Annotated in this window: 16 protein-coding genes and 1 pseudogene; 9 read left to right on the forward strand and 8 right to left on the reverse strand. The window is 74.2% G+C overall.

Annotated features, from left to right (window positions below):
• Window positions 1-131 precede the first annotated feature (131 nt).
• Window positions 132-434 (reverse strand): DUF5955 family protein, encoded by a 303-nt coding sequence (locus ACIQ8B_RS13695; RefSeq protein WP_403546799.1) that lies wholly within the window; start codon window positions 432-434, stop codon window positions 132-134.
• A 216-nt stretch (window positions 435-650) separates the two neighbouring features.
• On the opposite strand from ACIQ8B_RS13695, the pseudogene ACIQ8B_RS13700 reads away from it, so the two are divergent.
• Together ACIQ8B_RS13700 and ACIQ8B_RS13705 are read left to right on the forward strand one after the other, a co-directional pair.
• Window positions 651-1,249, forward strand: a pseudogene (locus ACIQ8B_RS13700) (NTP transferase domain-containing protein).
• A complete protein-coding gene (locus tag ACIQ8B_RS13705; RefSeq protein ID WP_403546800.1) occupies window positions 1,246-1,377 on the forward strand; it encodes a hypothetical protein in 132 nt (43 codons plus the stop codon). The pseudogene ACIQ8B_RS13700 and the gene ACIQ8B_RS13705 overlap by 4 nt, the downstream one beginning before the upstream one ends.
• 73 nt (window positions 1,378-1,450) lie before the next feature.
• Here the strand turns inward: ACIQ8B_RS13705 and ACIQ8B_RS13710 are convergent, their stop codons facing one another.
• The 3 genes from ACIQ8B_RS13710 to ACIQ8B_RS13720 form a co-directional block, all read right to left on the reverse strand.
• A complete protein-coding gene (locus ACIQ8B_RS13710) occupies window positions 1,451-2,380 on the reverse strand; it encodes a HipA family kinase (protein ID WP_403547097.1) in 930 nt (309 codons plus the stop codon).
• A 498-nt stretch (window positions 2,381-2,878) separates the two neighbouring features.
• Window positions 2,879-3,880, reverse strand: coding sequence for a TerC family protein (locus ACIQ8B_RS13715; RefSeq protein ID WP_290009062.1), 1,002 nt, complete (start codon window positions 3,878-3,880; stop codon window positions 2,879-2,881).
• Between the two features lie 103 nt (window positions 3,881-3,983).
• Window positions 3,984-5,528: an IucA/IucC family siderophore biosynthesis protein gene (locus ACIQ8B_RS13720; protein WP_290009060.1), complete on the reverse strand. Its 1,545-nt coding sequence runs from the start codon at window positions 5,526-5,528 to the stop codon at window positions 3,984-3,986.
• A 109-nt stretch (window positions 5,529-5,637) separates the two neighbouring features.
• On the opposite strand from ACIQ8B_RS13720, the gene ACIQ8B_RS13725 reads away from it, so the two are divergent.
• Genes ACIQ8B_RS13725 through ACIQ8B_RS13735 form a run of 3 tightly spaced genes read left to right on the forward strand, consistent with a single transcriptional unit; the run spans window position 5,638 to window position 9,272 of the window.
• On the forward strand, window positions 5,638-7,152 hold the full coding sequence (locus ACIQ8B_RS13725; protein WP_403546801.1) for an IucA/IucC family protein: 1,515 nt from the start codon (window positions 5,638-5,640) through the stop codon (window positions 7,150-7,152).
• Window positions 7,153-7,197: 45 nt separating this feature from the next.
• On the forward strand, window positions 7,198-8,472 hold the full coding sequence (locus ACIQ8B_RS13730) for a VWA domain-containing protein (RefSeq protein ID WP_403546802.1): 1,275 nt from the start codon (window positions 7,198-7,200) through the stop codon (window positions 8,470-8,472).
• Window positions 8,472-9,272 carry a hypothetical protein gene (locus ACIQ8B_RS13735; protein ID WP_403546803.1) on the forward strand — a complete coding sequence of 267 codons (801 nt, stop codon included), beginning with the start codon at window positions 8,472-8,474 and terminating at the stop codon, window positions 9,270-9,272. The genes ACIQ8B_RS13730 and ACIQ8B_RS13735 overlap by 1 nt, the downstream gene beginning before the upstream one ends.
• A gap of 603 nt (window positions 9,273-9,875) precedes the next feature.
• Here the strand turns inward: ACIQ8B_RS13735 and ACIQ8B_RS13740 are convergent.
• Window positions 9,876-10,502 carry a winged helix-turn-helix transcriptional regulator gene (locus tag ACIQ8B_RS13740; protein ID WP_403546804.1) on the reverse strand — a complete coding sequence of 209 codons (627 nt, stop codon included), beginning with the start codon at window positions 10,500-10,502 and terminating at the stop codon, window positions 9,876-9,878.
• 81 nt (window positions 10,503-10,583) lie between these two features.
• Here ACIQ8B_RS13740 and ACIQ8B_RS13745 point away from each other — a divergent pair, with 81 nt between their 5' ends.
• From ACIQ8B_RS13745 to ACIQ8B_RS13755, 3 genes are all read left to right on the forward strand, one after another.
• Complete coding sequence (locus ACIQ8B_RS13745) at window positions 10,584-11,792, forward strand: pyridoxal phosphate-dependent aminotransferase (RefSeq protein ID WP_290009051.1); 1,209 nt, start codon at window positions 10,584-10,586, stop codon at window positions 11,790-11,792.
• Window positions 11,793-11,901: 109 nt separating this feature from the next.
• A complete protein-coding gene (locus tag ACIQ8B_RS13750; RefSeq protein WP_403546805.1) occupies window positions 11,902-12,177 on the forward strand; it encodes an ankyrin repeat domain-containing protein in 276 nt (91 codons plus the stop codon).
• Between the two features lie 143 nt (window positions 12,178-12,320).
• The gene (locus ACIQ8B_RS13755; RefSeq protein ID WP_403546806.1) at window positions 12,321-12,605 is read left to right on the forward strand and encodes a hypothetical protein; all 285 of its coding nucleotides are present in this window, start codon (window positions 12,321-12,323) and stop codon (window positions 12,603-12,605) included.
• Window positions 12,606-12,712: 107 nt separating this feature from the next.
• Here the strand turns inward: ACIQ8B_RS13755 and ACIQ8B_RS13760 are convergent, their stop codons facing one another.
• Window positions 12,713-13,513, reverse strand: a complete 801-nt coding sequence (locus ACIQ8B_RS13760) for a GNAT family N-acetyltransferase (protein WP_403546807.1) — start codon at window positions 13,511-13,513, stop codon at window positions 12,713-12,715.
• A gap of 205 nt (window positions 13,514-13,718) precedes the next feature.
• On the opposite strand from ACIQ8B_RS13760, the gene ACIQ8B_RS13765 reads away from it, so the two are divergent.
• Window positions 13,719-15,890, forward strand: a complete 2,172-nt coding sequence (locus ACIQ8B_RS13765; RefSeq protein WP_403546808.1) for a TerD family protein — start codon at window positions 13,719-13,721, stop codon at window positions 15,888-15,890.
• 154 nt (window positions 15,891-16,044) lie between these two features.
• Here the strand turns inward: ACIQ8B_RS13765 and ACIQ8B_RS13770 are convergent, their stop codons facing one another.
• Both ACIQ8B_RS13770 and ACIQ8B_RS13775 read right to left on the reverse strand, forming a co-directional pair.
• On the reverse strand, window positions 16,045-16,947 hold the full coding sequence (locus ACIQ8B_RS13770) for a GNAT family N-acetyltransferase (protein ID WP_403546809.1): 903 nt from the start codon (window positions 16,945-16,947) through the stop codon (window positions 16,045-16,047).
• Between the two features lie 128 nt (window positions 16,948-17,075).
• Window positions 17,076-17,381, reverse strand: coding sequence for a hypothetical protein (locus ACIQ8B_RS13775; RefSeq protein ID WP_403547099.1), 306 nt, complete (start codon window positions 17,379-17,381; stop codon window positions 17,076-17,078).
• Window positions 17,382-17,395: the final 14 nt, after the last annotated feature.

The following is a 17,395-nucleotide window of genomic DNA, read 5'->3' on the forward strand; positions in this document are numbered from 1 at the left end:
CGCCTCGGACCGGACGGAGGCGGCGTCGTCAAGGCGAAGGATCCGCGTGTCCGAGCGGGCAGGCATCCGCCCTGGGGCCGGATCGCGCCGGAAGGATCACCCGCGGGGCCGGCGCCTCGTACACCTGCGCGTCAGGGGCGGGACGACGGACCGAAGAGGTCGACCGCCTCGCGGAGCTGACGCAGGCCGTCCCCCAGGGCGCTCACCGAGCCGATGGCACCGGCGACGAGCAGGAGGGAGCGCCGCAGCATCGGTATGTCGGGGCGGTCGGCGGCGGCCAGTCCGGCCAGTGTGGCGAGCGCCTCCTCCGCGATGCTCCGGTCCCGGAAATCGGCACGGTGGGCGGCAAGTTGGCGGCGCAACCGGGCCACGGCGGAGCGCAGCTCCGTCACGCGCGGGTCCACCTGGCTGCCGGGCACACACCTCTGGTCCACGCCTCGCACCACAGTCCTCCCCCTGGCAGGTCGTCGCGCGCCTCCCCTGACCGGTCCAACGCGCCCCCGCGGACCGGTGCGCGCCAGTAAACGCCACCTCGGGGCCTTTGCGCCAGTCCGCTGCGTCATCGGTTTGTTCCACAGCGTGACACCGCGGCCCGAGGCGCCCTCCGGCACAGGGCGGCCGGACGGGCGGACGTGGGGTATGCGGAACCCATGACGGACGAGGACGGCCGGGTGGCCGGCCTGCTGCTGGCCGCGGGCGGCGGACGCAGGCTCGGCGGACGCCCCAAGGCCCTGCTCCCGCACCGGGGACGGCTCCTCGTGGAGCACGCGGCGGAGGCGCTCCGCGCGGGCGGCTGCGCGAGCGTGCACGTGGTGCTCGGGGCGCGCGCCGAGGAGGTGCCCGCCCGCGTCGCGCTGCCGGGCTGCGTGCTGGTGGACAATCCTGACTGGGAGCAGGGCATGGGCGCCTCCCCGCGGGCGGGGCCGGACTCGCCGGCGGGCACGGACGCGCGGGCCGCGCTCGTCCTGCTGGTGGGCCAGCCGGGGATCGGCCCCGAGGCGGTCGCCCGGGTGCGGCGCGCGTACCGGTCGCCGCACTCGCTGGTCCCGGCCGCGTACGACGGCGCACGCGGCCATCCGGTGCTGTTCGGCGCCGCGCACTGGGCGGGGACCGCCGCAACCGCCACCGGCGACCGAGGGGCCCGCGCCTGTCTCAGGGAGCACGCGGCCGGCGTGGAACCGGTCGAGTGCGGTGACATCGCGCAGCCGTACGAATCGACACGGAGGCCGATCCGGCGCGTCTTGAGTGAGCCGGAACCTCCCCGGCGCACAGGGCAGGCACCGCGCGCGGGCGCACGACCTGCCGCTGAAGGCCGCCCTCGACGAGGACGGCGCCGGCTTCCTCACCCCGCCGGCGCACGAGCGGCTCAAGGGCTGAAGCGGCCGGCACGTCCCGGCGGCCCGCGAGCCGTCCGGGACGCCTGCCGCCGGCGCGTCTCCGGCTCGGATCGCTAGGGCTGTCGCCCCAGGTGCACCGACCAGTCCTGTTCCACCGCCGGTTTGCCGTGCAGGTCGGGGACGCGCTTCAGCCAGTCGGGGCGCCCCCGCTGCGTCAGCGCCGCCCGCCGGGCGTTCTCCTCGTCGAGTTCCCGCGCCGAGGGGAAGTCGGTGGGCAGCCAGGACGCCGAGGACCGCGCGCGGGCGTGCAGATACGCCACGTACGCCTCCCGGACCTCGTCCGGCGTGCTGAACCGGGAGTCGTCCGCGAGCCACGCGTCCGGGACCTCGGCCGCGACCGACCGCAGCAGGTCCTCGGTCACCTTCGGCGCCAGCTCGTCGTCCGCCGCGCGGACGTCGGGCCCGTACCGGCCGAGGGCGTGGTGCCGGAAGTCGTACGCCTTGGCCGGGTCGGACCCCTCCCAGCGGTGGTGGAAGACGAGAGCGGCGCCGTGGTCGATGAGCCACAGCCTCGGCGGTGCGACTCCGAGCGTCGGCCACACCACCAGGTTGGAGCTGTGGACGGTCCGGTCCACGTTCACCGTCAGCGCGTCGAGCCAGACGATCCGCCCGGCCTCCAGCGCGTCCACCGGGAAGACCTCCGCGACCTCGGGGGTGAAGTCCCGCGCTCCCGGCAGATAGTCCATGCCGAGGTTGATCCCGGCGCTGGAGTCGTGCAGTTCGCGCACCTCCTGGTGGGGTTCGGCGTCGGCGACCGCCGGATCGAAGTGCGCCAGCACCAGCTCGGGGAAGCGCAGTCCGAGCGCCCGCGCCAGCTCCCCGACGATCACCTCGGCGACCAGCGCCTTGCGGCCCTGCGCCGACCCGGTGAACTTGACCACGTACGTCCCGAGGTCGTCGGCCTCGAAGACCCCGGGGACGGACCCTCCGGAGCGCAGGGGCGTGACATAGCGCGTGGTGGTCACATGTCTCAGCCCGTCGATCACGGTGCGCCCCTTACCTGCCGGCCTCCGGCACGAAATGAGCATAGTAACCGAGCGTGACAGCGGCTCCCGCGGCCCCGCCCGCGCCCCGGACCGACGGCGCGGGCGCCCCACGGGTCGGTGAAGGGGCGCGGCAGGTGGGAGGACGGCGCGTGGACCGGCCGGTCCGCGACACGCTGACGGGCGACCGGCTCGACGCCGCTGCCGACCAGCACGGCAAGGGCGGTCTCACCGCCCGTCAGGCGGGTGGTCCGGGCTCCTTCCGGCGCTCCACCGCCCGGGGACGGAGGGTGTCCGCCGGCGCCGTGCCGGGGACGTGGTCCTCGCAGCCGGGGCTGCGGCGGGGCCCCGCCCGTCGGCGGGGGACGTGGACGCTCATGGTCCTGTGCCGTCCGACGACGGTCTCCACCGGTTCTCCGCACGAGCCGCACCGCGGCTCGGCGGGCCGCCTCCCGTCGCGCTCGCGGTGGCGGCCCATCCGTCCGCTCGACGCCCGCTTCACATGGGTTTGTCAGATCGTTGCCCGGACTCCCCCGGCTCCCCCGGCTTCCCATCGCCGGCCTTCTCCACCGGGGGCCGCGCCATGCTGACCCCGATCGACACGGCCAGGACGACGACGATGACGGCGAGGCTGACCAGGGACGGGATCTCGGGGACGGCGGTGCTGACGGTCTTGTGGGCCGCCTGGAGGACGAGCTTGACGCCGATGAAGCCGAGGATCACCGCGAGGCCGACGCTGAGATAGTGGAAGCGGTCGAGCAGCCCGGCCAGCATGAAGTACAGGGCGCGCAGGCCGAGGATGGCGAAGGCGTTGCTGGAGTAGACGATGAAGATGTCGTCGCTGACGGCGAGGACGGCGGGCACGCTGTCGACGGCGAAGACGAGGTCGGCGGCCTCGATGGCGACGACGACCGCGAGCAGCGGGGTCGCCACCCGCCGGCCCGCCTCCTTGACGAAGAAGTGCGGGCCCTCGTACTCGTCCCGTACGGGAATGACCTTGCGCAGCAGCCGGACCGCGAGGCTCTTCCCCGGGTCGAAGCTCTCCTCCTCGCCTTTGAGGATCTTGTAGGTGCTCCAGAAGAGGATCGCGGCGAAGACGAACAGCACGGCGGTGAAGCGGCTGACCACGGCCACGCCGGCCGCGAGGAACAGGCCGCGGAAGACCAGGGCGCCGAGGACGCCGAGGAACAGCACGCGGTGCTGGTAGGCGCGGGGCACCTTGAAGTAGCCGAAGATCAGCGCGAAGACGAAGAGGTTGTCGACGGACAGGCTCTTCTCCAGCAGCCACGCGGTGGTGTACTCCACGCCCGCGTCGGTGCCGACGACGAGGAAGACGACGCCTCCGAAGAGGATGGCCAGGCCGATCCACCCGGCGCTCCAGGCGGTCGCCTCGCGGAATCCGATGACATGGGCCGCGCGGTGCGCGACGAGGTCGATCGCGAGGGACACCACCACGGTGACGCCGAACGCGATCCAGAGCCAGAACGGCACGTCATGCACGGGCCCGCCTCCTCGGGGCACGGTCGGGCGGCGGTCGCCCTCGTCCCGAGTCTGGGGCATGCGGGCGGCCGTCGCCTCTTGTCGGCCCCTGTTCGGGACGCGCTCACCGGCCGGACAGCGGGTTGGGCAGCGGGCGGTAGCGGGCGGCGGCGCCGTCGGCCGCCGTCCAGCGAAGGAGGAGGTTGGTCTTGGCGGGCAGGGCGGGGGCGGTCAGCAGGGCGGGGATCTCGGGGAGGTCGTGCCGGGCCAGTTCGCGGCGGACCGCGGGCCAGGGGTCGAGGCCGGGGTGGTGCTCGGCGAGGGCGGCGGCGATCTCCATGAGGTGGTTGACGACCAGGCAGTACACCAGGCGTTCCCACCCGGCCTCCCGGGTCACCGTCGGCACGTCGTGCGGGCGGTGCGGGGACGGGAGCAGCTTCACCCCCTCGGCGTCGCGGTAGAGGGCCTGCACCGGCATGCCGTCCCCGTCGACGGCGATCAGCGTGTTCTGCAGGTGCGCCTCCAGGACCACGCCGTGCCGGTGGAAGGCGGCGAGGGCGGGGGGGACGACCCGGGACAGGTAGGCCTCCCACCAGGCGTCCGGGCGGGCGGCGGCGGCGAGCGGATCGCCGTCGAAGCCCTCCACCAGGGCGGCGGCCAGGCAGGGGGTGGCGCCCGGCGCCAGGTGGCCGCGGAACCCGTCGCGGACCACGACGGCCAGTTGCTCGACGGCGAAGTCCGCGGTGCGGTGCCCCCGGTCGCTCAGCCAGGCCCCGCCCGCCGGACCGCCGTCGAAGGCGTCCCGGACGGCCGTGTCGGTGGCACGCAGGCGTGCCAGGTCGTGGCGCCACAGCCGGCGGATGTCGTTGGTGATGCGCACGTCGAGGCTGAACTTGAGGAAGAGGTCGTCGCCGGGCGCGTAGACGGTGCGGACGGCGGCCGTCGGCCACACCGGCCAGGGCGTCTCCCCGAGCCGGACCAGGCGGCCGTCGGCGAACGCGGGGGCGAGGTCGCCGGCGGCGAGGTCGAGCTGCCAGGGGTGGGCCGGCAGCAGCCGGTAGCCGGGCGGGGCGGCGCCCAGGCGGTCCAGGGCCGCGGTGTCGCCCTCGTCCACCACGGTGTCCTCGCGCACGCCCAGCAGGGTCAGCGGGAAGCGGGCGTACGCCTCGGGCGCGTACGGCAGCCAGGCGGCCGCGGGGCCGCCGCCGCGGGCCTTCGGGGCGGGGTGGTGGGTGTGGCCGGTGACCAGGGACTGCTCCGAGCGCAGGTACGGGTCGTCGGGCGGGTCGGCCCGGTCGCGGGCGGCGAGCAGCGCGGCGACCGCGTCGCGGCTGTCGAGCATCTCGGCGGGCAGTTCGTGGGGGGAGCGGCCGGTGTGCCGGCGCAGTTCCTCGGCGACGAGTTCGACCAGTTCGGTGTGGGTCAGCCGGTGCCAGGCCCCGGCCGTGTGCACCTCGGGCGCGGCCGGGCGGCGGGCGCCGCGCACGCGCAGCAGCCGGCGCGTGCGGGGCAGGCGGTAGGTCCGGGGGCCGTCCGGGCGGGCGGGCCCGGGCAGGGGTTCGGCCACTTCGCGCAGGAGGCAGTTCAGCAGCGGGACGGCCGCGTGGGCGTCGGCGCGCCCTGCCAGGCCGGCGCGGCTCGCCGCGTCGTCGTCTGCGTGCGGGGGCATGAGGTCCACGCGTTCTGGTTCCCTACGGTCTGTCCGGCGGAGACGATCAGTATGTCTGGCACCGTCCCTCCGGACGTCCCGCCTTTCCGCCGATGCGAGGAGCGTGTCCGTGCAGCGTCCCCCCACCGCCGAGGCCGGCATCGCCGAGGAGCTGGCCGTCGTACGGCCCGCTCTGCTGCCGGCGTACACGGGGGCGCTGCCCGGTGCCCGCGCGGCGGTGCTGACCCGGCTGTGGCGCGGGCTGACGCACGACCCGCTGCCGTGGGTGACGGGCCGGGCGGAGGGCCGGTCCGGGGTGGTCCTGCGGCTGGCGGACGGGCGGCGCCTGGAGGGGCCGTCCGTGGACCCCTACGCGACGGACGCCCACGTGACCGCCGTACGGCTGGACGGGAGGGCGTACGACGAACCGGCGCGGCTGATGACGGATCTCGCGGTGCCGCACTCGGCCTCGTTCGCCGCCGAACTCGCGCACGGGACGGCGTCGTTGGCCCTGTCACGGGCGGGACAGCAGGACGTCGGGGGTCCGGCGCCGGTGCGGGACTGGGAGTGGGAGCAGCGGGTGGTCGACGGGCACCCCTTCCACCCCGCCTGCCGTTCCCGGCCCGGCTTCTCGGTGGCCGAACAGCTCGCGTACGGGCCCGAGCACCGGCCGGTGGTGGAGCTGGTGCTGCTGCCGGTGCCGGCCGGGGAGTGCCTGGTGTCGGGGGTGTGGCCGGGGTGGCTGCGGGAGGGGGGCCGGGTGCTGGTGCCGGCGCACCCGTGGCAAGCGGCGCACGTGCTGAAGCGGGCGGGTGAGGGGGCGCTGGCGGCGCATCCGCTGATGGCGCTGCGCACCCTCGCGCTGCCGGACGGGCCGCACGTCAAGACGGCGCTGAGCGCCCGGCTGACGTCCTCGGTGCGGGACATCTCGCTCGGGTCGGTCGCCGCCTCGGCGGTGCTGTCGGACTTCGGACAGGTCGTGGCGGCGCGTACGGGCGGGCTGCTGCACATCACCCGCACGCTGGGCGCGGTGGCGGCCGGTTCGCCCGATCTGGCGGCGCTGCTGCGCGAGTCGCCGGAGGAGTACGCGGGGCCCGGGGAGCGGGTGGTGCCGGTGGCGGCGCTGGCCACCACGGAGCTGCCCCGCTCCCCCGCCCGCCTGGCGCGGCTGGCGCGGCTGGCGCGGCTGGCGCTCACGGCCGGGCTGCGGCTGCTGGAGCTGGGGGTGGCGCTGGAGGCGCACGGGCAGAACCTGCTCGTGGTGCTGTCGCCGAACGGGGAGCCGGTGCGGCTGGTCTACCGGGACCTGGCCGATCTGCGGATCTCTCCGGCGCGGCTGGCCCGGCACGGCGTCCCGGTGCCGGACGTGCCGGACCGCATGATCACGGACGACGCGGGCGCCCTGCGCTGCAAGCTGTTCGGCTCGCTGGTGGCGGGCGCGCTGGCCGGGACGGCGGGGTCCGGCGAGGCGCTGCGGACGGCGCTGGAGAACGTCGTACGGGATCTGCCGCGCACCGGCGACCTGGCGGCGCTGCTCGGTGAACCGCTGCCGGCGAAGGCGCTGACGCTGATGCGGCTCTCGCCGGGCACGGCGGGCGACCAATGGGCGGAACTGCCCAATCCCCTGCGATTCGGGTCCGGTTGACAGCCCGTTTTGGAGGGCGGCGCTCCCGGTCAATAGGATCCGCCGATGATCAGAAGAACACGGCCGGTCGCAGGCGCGATAGCCCTGCTCGCCGCCCTGACGGCCGGGATCGCCTTCCCGCCCGGGGCCGCCGCCGGTGAACCCACGGGCGAGGACGCGCCCAAGGTCGACCTCGTCCTCGACGTGAGCGGCTCGATGCGCGCCAAGGACATCGACGGCCAGTCCCGGATGGCGGCGGCGAAGCAGGCGTTCAACGAGGTGCTGGACGCGACGCCGGAGGAGGTGCGGCTCGGCATCCGCACCCTCGGCGCGGACTACGCCGGCGACGACCGCAAGGAAGGCTGCAAGGACACCGCGCAGCTCTACCCGGTCGGCCCGCTGGACCGCACCGAGGCGAAGACGGCGGTGGCGACCCTCGTCCCGACCGGCTGGACCCCGATCGGCCCGGCGCTGCTGAAGGCGGCCGACGACCTCGACGGCGGCGACGGCTCGAAGCGGATCGTGCTGATCAGCGACGGCGAGGACACCTGCGCCCCGCTCGACCCGTGCGAGGTGGCCCGCGAGATCGCGGCCAAGGGCATCGGCCTGACCATCGACACGCTGGGCCTGGTGCCGAACGCCGAGCTGAGCCGGCAGCTCAGCTGCATCGCCGAGGCGACCGGCGGCACCTACACCTCCATCAAGCACCAGGACGAACTGACCGACCGCGTCAACGAGCTGGTCGACCGGGCGGCCGAGCCGGTGGTGACCCCGGTCGCCACCGAGGGGGCCGGCTCGTGCGCGAGGGCGCCCGAGCTGACGTCCGGTCTCTACACCGACCGCGAGGAGTTCGGCCAGCAGCGCTGGTACCGCGTGGAGCTGCTCGCCGGGCAGGAGCTGCGCGCCTCGGTGAGCGTCGCCGCGGACCGCGCCGTGCGCCCCGACCACGGGATCCTGATGCGCGCGGTCACCGCGCACGGCCGGGAGATCGTGCGCGGCGAGGCCACGGGCCACGGCCGTACGGACGTGGTGTCCACGGGTCTGCGCTACCCCAAGCCGGAGCGGGACGACGACGACAGCGGCAAGCCGGCGACGGAGACGGTGTGCCTCGGGGTGACCACCTCCTTCTCGGCGGACGCCGGGGTGAAGACCACGCCCGGTCTGCCGCTGGAGCTGACGGTCGACGTCGTGGACGGCCCGGACGACGCGAACGACGTCGCCTCCTTCGGTCTCGGCCGGGGCTGGTGGCTGCTCGGCGCACTGGTCGTGACCGGCTTCCTCGCCGGTCTCGTCTGGGGCTGGCTGTCCCGCTGGCGGGTCGCTGTCTGGAGGACCGGCTGATGCGCGCCGTACGTGTACTGAGTGCCGCCCTGCTGACGCTGGGCCTGGCCGCCGCGCCCGCCGCGGCCGACTCCTCACCGTCCCCGGAAGCCTCCGGCGACGGCGGCGGGCCGACCCGCGCGGGGACGTCGTTCCGCACCGCGACGGAGGTCGAGCAGGGGCAGACCGCCACGGCGCGGGCCTCCACGGGTGACTACCTGTACTGGTCGTTCCCCGCGGACGCCGGGCAGCGGCCCACCGTCCGGGCGACGGTGAAGCTGCCGGAGAGCCACGCCGCCGAGACGTGGCAGGTCGACGTGTACGACGGGCTGCGCCGCCGCCAGGCCTGCCAGTACGGCGCGCAGACCCGCACCGCCGGGGCGGGCACGAGGAGCGTGGAGCTGGCCTGCGTGCTGCGCACGGTCCGCGCCTGGTCGGAGCCGTGGGCCGACGACCCGCTGCCCGGCACGTACTACGTGCGCCTGACGGCCCTGAAGCTGTCGGCGGACGACCTGGGCCAGCCGGTCGACGCCGAACTGCGCGTCGAGTCCAAGGACATGGGCGGCGCGGCGGCGGTCGACGGCGCGCTGTCCGAGCCGCTGGTGCCGGGCATCGCGTCCCGGCCGGAGGAGGAGTCGGACGATTCGCCGTCCGCCGTCCTGGCCGGTCTGGAACCGGAGGACGGCTGGACGTCCGGCTGGTGGTCCGACCGCTGGATCTGGACGGCGGCGGGCGGCGCGCTGGCCGCCCTGGCGGGCGTCTTCGGCTACCGCCTGACGCGGGGTCCGGGGCGGCCGCGGCATGTTCCGCCGGGGGCGTAGCCATTTAGCCGGCGTCTGGTGGGAAGGCCCGCTTCGTGCGGGCCTTCCGTCCGTCCAGCGCCTGCCTTCGGGTACGGGCCGGTGTTGGTATTCCCTCCGGGGTGAACGACCGGCTGAAGGTGAAGCGTTGGGACGTGGAGCCGTGGTGGTGGAGGCGCTCCGGCTCGTCCGCGCCCCCTGCCAGGTGGGTGCCACGCCCTCGGGGACCCGCCGGACCGCGTGAGTCGGGTGCCGTGACCTCTCGTACCAGTCGTGGCGACTGGGCAGCGCCTCGCGGTGGCGACCGGTGCGGACGGCGTCGCGGACGGACCGCAGGGCGGTCCGGCGGGAGAGGGCCGCCGCCGGGGCGGTGGTGTCCGGGGTGCGGCTGAGACGACCACCGGGGGCGGGGTACGCGTGCCCTGCGCGACGGCCTCGCCGCGGCCGGACAGGGTCACCTGCCTGGCGTGCCGGAAGCACGCGCGGCACGAGCGTCTTCGCCTCACGGAGCGGGCCGAGCGTCCGGCCGGTGTGCCGGGGGCCGCGGCCAGCCCGGGGCAGGCGAGGCGGGCCGCGGCTCGGCATCGCGGGTTCGCGGCGAGGTTCGCGGAGGCGTGGCGCCCCTCACGCCTCCCTGAGCTGCTTGGCGAGGGGGCTGTCGCCGGTCACCTCGACGCGGCCCGCGCGGATCGCTTCCGCGAGCGGCAGGTCGCCTCGGCTGACGGCGATGCAGGTGGGGGTGTCGAGGGCCAGGACGGCGTCGGGGCCGGCGGGGGCCGGGCCGTCGCCGTAGACGGGGCCCTCCACCGCGCCCGCGTGGACGTGGAAGCGGCCTTCGTTCAGCCGTACTTCGACGAGTCCCTCGCCCTCCAGCGCCCGCAGCAGCGGCAGCGCGAACCAGTGGGCACGCACCGCGTCCGTCGGCCGGCGTTCGCCCAGCTCCGCCTGGCCCCAGGCGCCGAGCGCCTGGAGGACGGGCAGCAACTCACGTCCGCGAGGGGTGAGTTCGTAGACGTAGGCCGCGCCGGGCGGGGGGAGGCGGCGGCGGGTGGCGAGGCCGTCGCGCTCCATGTCCTTCAGCCGTGAGGCCAGTACGTCCGTGCTGACGCCCGGCAGGTCCGCGTGCAGGTCGGTGTAGCGGCGCGGGCCGGCCAGCAGTTCCCGGACGATCAGCAGGGTCCAGCGGTCGCCGACGACGTCGAGCGCGCGGGCGGCGGAGCAGTACTGGTCGTAGCTTCGGCGAGGTGGCATGCCCCGCAGTCTAGACATGTCGTTGGACTTTCCAAGCAGCCACTTGGTAAAACCAAGCAACACCAGAAACCGGAGGGACGCATGGAGTTCCGGCAGTCGAGCAAGCTCAGCGAGGTCTGTTACGAGATCCGCGGCCCGGTGATCGAGCACGCCGACGCGCTGGAGGAGGCGGGGCACAGCGTGCTGCGCCTCAACACCGGCAATCCGGCCCTGTTCGGCTTCGAGGCGCCGGAGGAGATCCTCCAGGACATGATCCGGATGCTTCCCCGGGCGCACGGGTACACCGATTCGCGCGGCATCCTCTCCGCCCGCCGCGCGGTGGCCCAGCGCTACCAGACGCTCGGCCTGGAGGTCGACGTCGACGACGTCTTCCTCGGCAACGGCGTCTCCGAGCTGGTGTCCATGGCGGTGCAGGCCCTGCTGGAGGACGGCGACGAGATCCTCATCCCCGCACCGGACTTCCCGCTGTGGACGGCGGTGACCACCCTCGCCGGCGGCACGGCGGTGCACTACCTCTGCGACGAACAGGCCGGCTGGTACCCGGACCTGGACGACATGGCCGCGAAGATCACCGACCGCACCAAGGCCGTCGTCGTCATCAACCCCAACAACCCGACGGGCGCGGTGTATCCGAAGGAGGTCGTCGAGGGCATCCTGGACCTGGCCCGCCGGCACGGCCTGATGGTCCTCGCCGACGAGATCTACGACCAGATCCTGTACGACGACGCCGTGCACCACTCGGCCGCCGCGCTCGCCCCCGACCTGGTCGTGCTGACGTTCTGCGGACTGTCCAAGACGTACCGCGTGGCGGGGTTCCGCTCCGGCTGGCTGGTGGTCACCGGTCCCAGGCAGCACGCGAAGGACTACCTCGAGGGCCTGACCATGCTGGCGTCGATGCGGCTGTGCGCCAACGCGCCCGCGCAGTACGCCGTCCAGGCCGCGCTGGGCGGCCGGCAGTCCATCCGGGACCTCACCGCGCCGGGCGGCAGGCTGCGCGAGCAGCGGGACGTGGCCTGGGAGAAGCTGAACGAGATCCCGGGCGTGAGCTGTGTGAAGCCGAAGGGCGCGCTGTACGCGTTCCCGCGGCTGGACCCGAAGGTGCACAGGATCCACGACGACGAGAAGTTCGTCCTGGACCTGCTGCTCCGCGAGAAGATCCAGGTCGTCCAGGGCACCGGCTTCAACTGGCCCTCCCCCGACCACTTCCGCATCCTCACCCTCCCCCACGCGGAGGACCTGGAGGCGGCGATCGGCCGCATCGGCCGCTTCCTGAGCGGGTACCGGCAGTAGGCCACGGGGCTGCCCGGCCCGGAAGAACCCTGTTCGTGTCCGGTGCCGGGCGGGTCGGCATCCCCCGGGCCGGCAGAACGGGGGGGACAGGGGCGACGGCACGGAACCGGTGGCGGCGGTCGGACGGGGCGACGAACAGGACGTACGGCGGCTCCTGGAGGCAGGCGCGGATCCGGACACGCTCACGGAAGACGGACTGCCGGTGCTGTGCCGTGCGATCGCCGCCCACGACGCCGACGCCCTGGTCGAAGCGGGTGCCGACCCCGACCGTGGACTTCCCGACGGCACCACGCCGTTGGGGCGGGCGGTGGACGGCGGCTCACCGGCGGTGGTGACGGCCGCCCTGGGGCGCGATCCCATGCTTCGGCCTGGTCCTCCGGGGTGACGGTCCGGCCGCCCTGGCGAACCGGGAGGCAGGTGCCGCGCTGCTGGAACCCGCGGCCGACGAGGACGGGGGCGTGCGCGCACGGGCCGGCGCGGCCCCGGGCGCGGTCCTCGACGATGTCGGCCCGGGGCTCACGGACGCCGGTGGTCGTTCTGCCGGGAGACCCGGTCCCGGAGACGCGGGCGGCGGTGGCGGAAGCGGTCGCGGGCCGCACCGTCCGTGCACCCGCCGTCGCCGACGCGCTGGACGCCCTGCTCGACGCGGAGGACTTCGTGACCCGGCTGGACGCCACGTACGGCCTCCTGCGCCGCCAGGACCCGCGCACGGAGGAGGCCGTGACCCGCCTGGGCACCGTCCCGCCCGGTCACGAGGACGACCACCGCGTCCGCGCGGTCTGGCGCCGGGAGTGGGAACGGGAGCGTCCGTGACGTCACTGCCGCGCGACTCCGGCACACGGCGCCGGGCGCGCACCGGGGGCCCGCCCGCCCGGGCCGCCGGGGGTCGTGCACCGGCCCGCACCTGCGAGCCGGTCGGATCAGGGCGCCGGCGTGTAGAAGCGCATCGGGGAGTTCGGGCGGAAGCCGATGCGGGGGTACACGGGCGCGCCGGCGGCGGTCGCGTGCAGGGTGGCGCGGGTCGCTCCTGTGGCGCGGGCGCCCTCGTACAGGGCCTTGCGCGTCACCGCCTCCCCGTAGCCCCGGCGCTGCCACTGCGGATCGGTGGCGACGAGCAGGACGAAGAGGCGGCCCTGCGCCTCCACCGTGGCGGCGCAGGCCACGGGCGTGCCGTCCCGTACGCCGAGGTAGGCGTGCACTCCGTCCTTCCACAGCGTGGAGCGGGCGAGGCCGTCACGGCCGTCCTCGAGCGGGAACCCGTAGGCACGTGAGTTGATGTCCGCGTAGGCCTGAAGGTGCTCCTCGGTGGTCACGCGCACGAACGTCAGATCGGGGTGGTCCGGTGCGGGGAGGGGCAGCAGGTCCCCCGCCATGCCCGTGCCGGGGAAGGCGTACGCGAGACCGGCCCGCTCGGCCGCCGTCCCCAGCGTCGCGCGCGCCTCGTCGTCGAGGAGGTCCTCGAAGACCCAGAGGAAACCCGGACGGCTCTTCGCACGCATGATCTCCGCCGCCTCCTTCAGGCGCCGCTCCATGAGACCGGCGCCCGTGCCGACGCCGGTCAGGGTGACGCAGTTCCAGAAGGCGAACCGGCAGTCGGCCCAGCGGACGGCGATCCCGGGGAGGTCACGGACGTCCGCCTCCGGGTCGCGGTCGAGCACCATGGTCCGCCAGACGGCGGCGAGCTGTTCCATCGATTCGACCGAGTCCGCGAGATCGTGCACAGGTGTTCCCCTCCGGTCGCCGGGTGTGCTGGAGTCCTCCCAGCGCGATATCAGTTGTACACGCCGCGCCTCACGTATCGACGCGCGCGGGAGGGACAGCGGGGCGTCTCCTGGCTCTCTCCCGCCCCTTTCCGAGCTCGGGGCGTCTCACGTGCGCACGGAAACTCCCGTGCGCCGGTTCGCGCGCCTCTGCGATCATCCTCGAATGGCGCACGGTCTCGCATCACTGGTCATCCGGCACACCCACCGCATTCCCTCCCCCGAGGGCTCCGCCGGGGAAGGCGCCGCCGCCGCACGGCAGTTCGACGCGGCGCTGATGTCCGTGGGCTTCAAGCTCTCGGCGGAGCTGCTGGAGCGGTTGTCCGGACTGTCCGAGGCCGCGGTCCTGCGCACCGCCCGGCGGACACTGCCCATGGTGAGCGAGATGGCGGGCGACCACGTCCGGCACAACGCGTACTTCATCGACTTCCCGGCGAACGTTCCGGACACCGAGGAGTTCTGGACGCGGTGCGTGACGAAGGCGCTCGAAGACGACACGTCGCGCGAGAACGTGCTGAAACAGCTGACGCACGGGGTGCTGAACCTGCTCAGCCTCCCCGCGTACGGCCGCTACCAGCACACGTACGAGCAGCTGCTCGCGGCGCAGGACGAGCTGATCGCCTCGGCGGGCGACCGGGTGACCGTCCTGCACCTCGGACGGGACCTGGACGACGAACTCACCGATCTGTACCTGGCCCTGGCGGGCAGCACGACGCCGCTGGGCGAGGAACACCTGCGCGACCTCAAGACCCTCGCCCAGCGGTGCGCGCTCGGACCGCAGCCGGAGTCGATCCCGGTCAGGGAGAACCGGGCCGTCGTCAACGAGGCACGTCTCCTGGCCGGCGCGGACCTCCTGCTCGACACCGTCACCGATGTGCTGCGGCTGGCCTGCGCCCTGTCGGGCGGCGACGTGACGCTGCGGGAGCCGGCCCGGTTCCGGTCCCTCCCGCGGCCGGTGCGCCGTGCCCTGCTCGCGGGCCTCGACGCCGTGGTCGCGGCGGACCCCGCCAAACTGGCCGACGTGCACGCGCACCGCGAGCCCTTCAAGCGGCTCGGTGAGCGGCTCCACCCGCACGAGTACCCGCACCTGCCGCACGCGGCCGAGGTGTTCGCCGTGGCCCGCGGGGAGAAGGAGGCGCGGTCCTTCGACAGCCGTGTCGAGGAACTGCTCGACGAGTACGACGTACCCGGCGCGGTGCGGCTGCTCCGGTCCGCGCCCGGCAAACTGTTCAGGGCCCTGGACCTCCTGCTGCGCATCGCCTCCGGACAGGAGGAGAGGGACGCGGTGGTGGCCGCCGCGGTGCGGGTCGCGCCCCAGGTCTCCGGCCGGGTCGTGCTGTCGGTCCGCGAGCACTTCCAGAACCGGGAACGGGAGACCGGCGAACCCCGGATCTTCGTCAACCGGCGGGGCCGTGGATGGGCCGCTCCCGACGCCCGGCGGCCGGTGCCCGCGGCCGACCGCGACCGCCTCGTCGCCGCCCTCGACGCCGAGCTGCGCCGCCGGCTCCCGGCACCGGGCCGGCTGCTGCTCGACCCCGACGTCCTCGACGTGGCGCTTCCGCTCAGCGGCAGGGCGGCGGCGGCAGGACTCGGCGTACTGCCGCGGGGCTCGGTCTCGGCGGTCGACGGGGAACGGCTGCGCTTCTTCGTGTACTGGAAGGAGACCGGGAAACGGACCGACTACGATCTCTCGGCGCTGCTCCTCCACCCCGACTACAGCACCGGCTCCTGGCTGTCCTACACCTCGCTCAAGACCGTCGGGGGCGTCCACTCGGGAGACATCACCGAGGCGCCCGAGGGGGCCTCGGAGTTCATCGAACTGTCCCTGGACCGGGTGCGCGGCACCTTCATCGTCCCGCAGGTCAACATCTACGCCGGCGAGGGCTTCGACGAGGTCGAGGAGTCGTTCTTCGGTTTCATGCTGCGCGACGGCGAGCGGAAGGGCCGGCCGTTCGAGCCGCGCACGGTGCGGACGAAGTCGGACCTGCGCGGCACGGGCCGGGTGGCCCTGCCGATGGTGTTCCGGCGGGAGGACGACGGACGGTGGCGCGCCAAGTGGCTCCACCTGTACCTGCGGGGCATCTCCTCGGCCAACCGGGTCGAGGAGAACCAGGTGTCGGTGTCCAAGGTGGTGCGCGCCGTCGTGGAGCGCGAGTACCTGACGGTGCGGTACCTGACCGGTCTGATGTCCGACCGCGCCACGGCCGTGGAGCTGTGGGACGGCGGACCGGTCCCGGACGAGCCCGTGATGTACATCGGTCTCGAACGCCCCGAGGGGCTGCACCCGGACTCCCGGGTCGTCACCCTCGAAAACCTGCGCGACCTGATCCCGGACTGAGTGCTAGCGTTGTCCACGGCAAGGCCATGAAAGGGCTTCCTTCTCAACTCCATTCTGAAACAAGTTCTTTCGCTCTCCTTGCCCTCGGCGTCGCTCCGGGCGGACCCCGCGCTCACCGCGCGGGCGCCGCCCGGAGCTTCTTCACGGTGAGGGTCTAGGCCTGTCGGGCCGCCTCCGGGTGGAAGTTGACGCGTTCGCTGACGACGGGGAAGCCGGCCCTGGTGAAGGCGGCGGCCATGGGGGCGTTGCCCCGGTCCGTGGCCGCGCTGACGTACTCCGCGCCCTGCTCGACGAGGAAGCGGGTGCATTCCACGAGCAGGTCGTAGGCATAGCCGTGCCCCCGCTGCTCCGGGACGACTCCGACGAAGCCGATGACCGGTCCGGAGGGGTTGTGGGCCGGGACGTGGATGCCGGCCAGGTCACCCTCCGGCGTGTGCGCGGTCTGCCACCACTCGCGTGGGGAGGGGCACCAGTGGAAGAAGTCGAGTTCCTCCTGGGCGGCCTGGTCGAGGCCGCCCTCCTCCACGGCCTTGAGCGCGTGGGCGTCCAGGGTCACGGAGTGGATGCGGCGCAGGGCGTCGAAGAAGACGGTGTCGTCGGGTTCGGCGCTGAAGCGCAGGCGTCCGGGCCGCTCGGGCAGACCTCGCTCCGGGGTCCAGCGGTACAGGAAGCGTTCCACCAGGAGCTCGTACCCGGCGGCGCGTGCGGCGGCGAAGCGTGCCTCGGCGGGTGGGCGCAGGCCGGGCTCGTCCCGCCAGCCGCCGGGCAGGTTGATCTCGAGTTCGACCTGCCAGGGGGCGGAGCGCAGGAGTGCGGCCCCCGCCTCCTCCTCGCCCCCGGCCACGTCGAACCAGTTGATGGTGAGGGGCTCCGGGTCGTCGGGTCCGCCCCACCACGCGCCGCGTGCCACGACCTCGCCGTCGCGCAGGGCGACGCGCTTCCAGTCGGGGCGGAACCGGGTGCGCCGGTGGGCCTCACGGGCGCCGAGCGGGTCGGGGAGAACGTCGAAGAGGTGGGCGTCGCTCGCGGAGAGCGTACGGATGACCGGATCGGTCATGGATTCCTCCGGGATGCAGCTGCTGCTCGGAGCGCTCCCGGTCAGAACTCGTCAAGCACGCCGGGACAGCGGGGAAGGGAGCGCTGGAAAGGTGTGGACCGCACGGCACTCGCCTCCTTCCGTCCGTCTCAGGGCGTGGAGGCACACGGTACGCGGGCGCCCTCATCACGTCCACACATTGCGCCGGGTCCCGCCCCGTCCCGCGTCCGGTGGAGAGCCGTCAGGGCCGCCGCCGAGGGGGATCCGGGCTCGGCCGTGAAGGTGACCAGGGACCGGTGCGGTTCCGTCGGGACGTCGAACGTCTGCTGGGTGACGGTCAGTTCGCCGACGGCCGGGTGGGCGAGGGCGTGGACGTCGCGGCCGCAGGGGGCGACGGTGTGGGCGTCCCAGAGCGCGACGAACTCCGGGCTCCGGGAAGCCAGTTCGGCGATCAGGGCGGCTGCCGGCG

Source organism: Streptomyces sp. NPDC096105 (assembly GCF_044763335.1).
Lineage (GTDB): Bacteria > Actinomycetota > Actinomycetes > Streptomycetales > Streptomycetaceae > Streptomyces.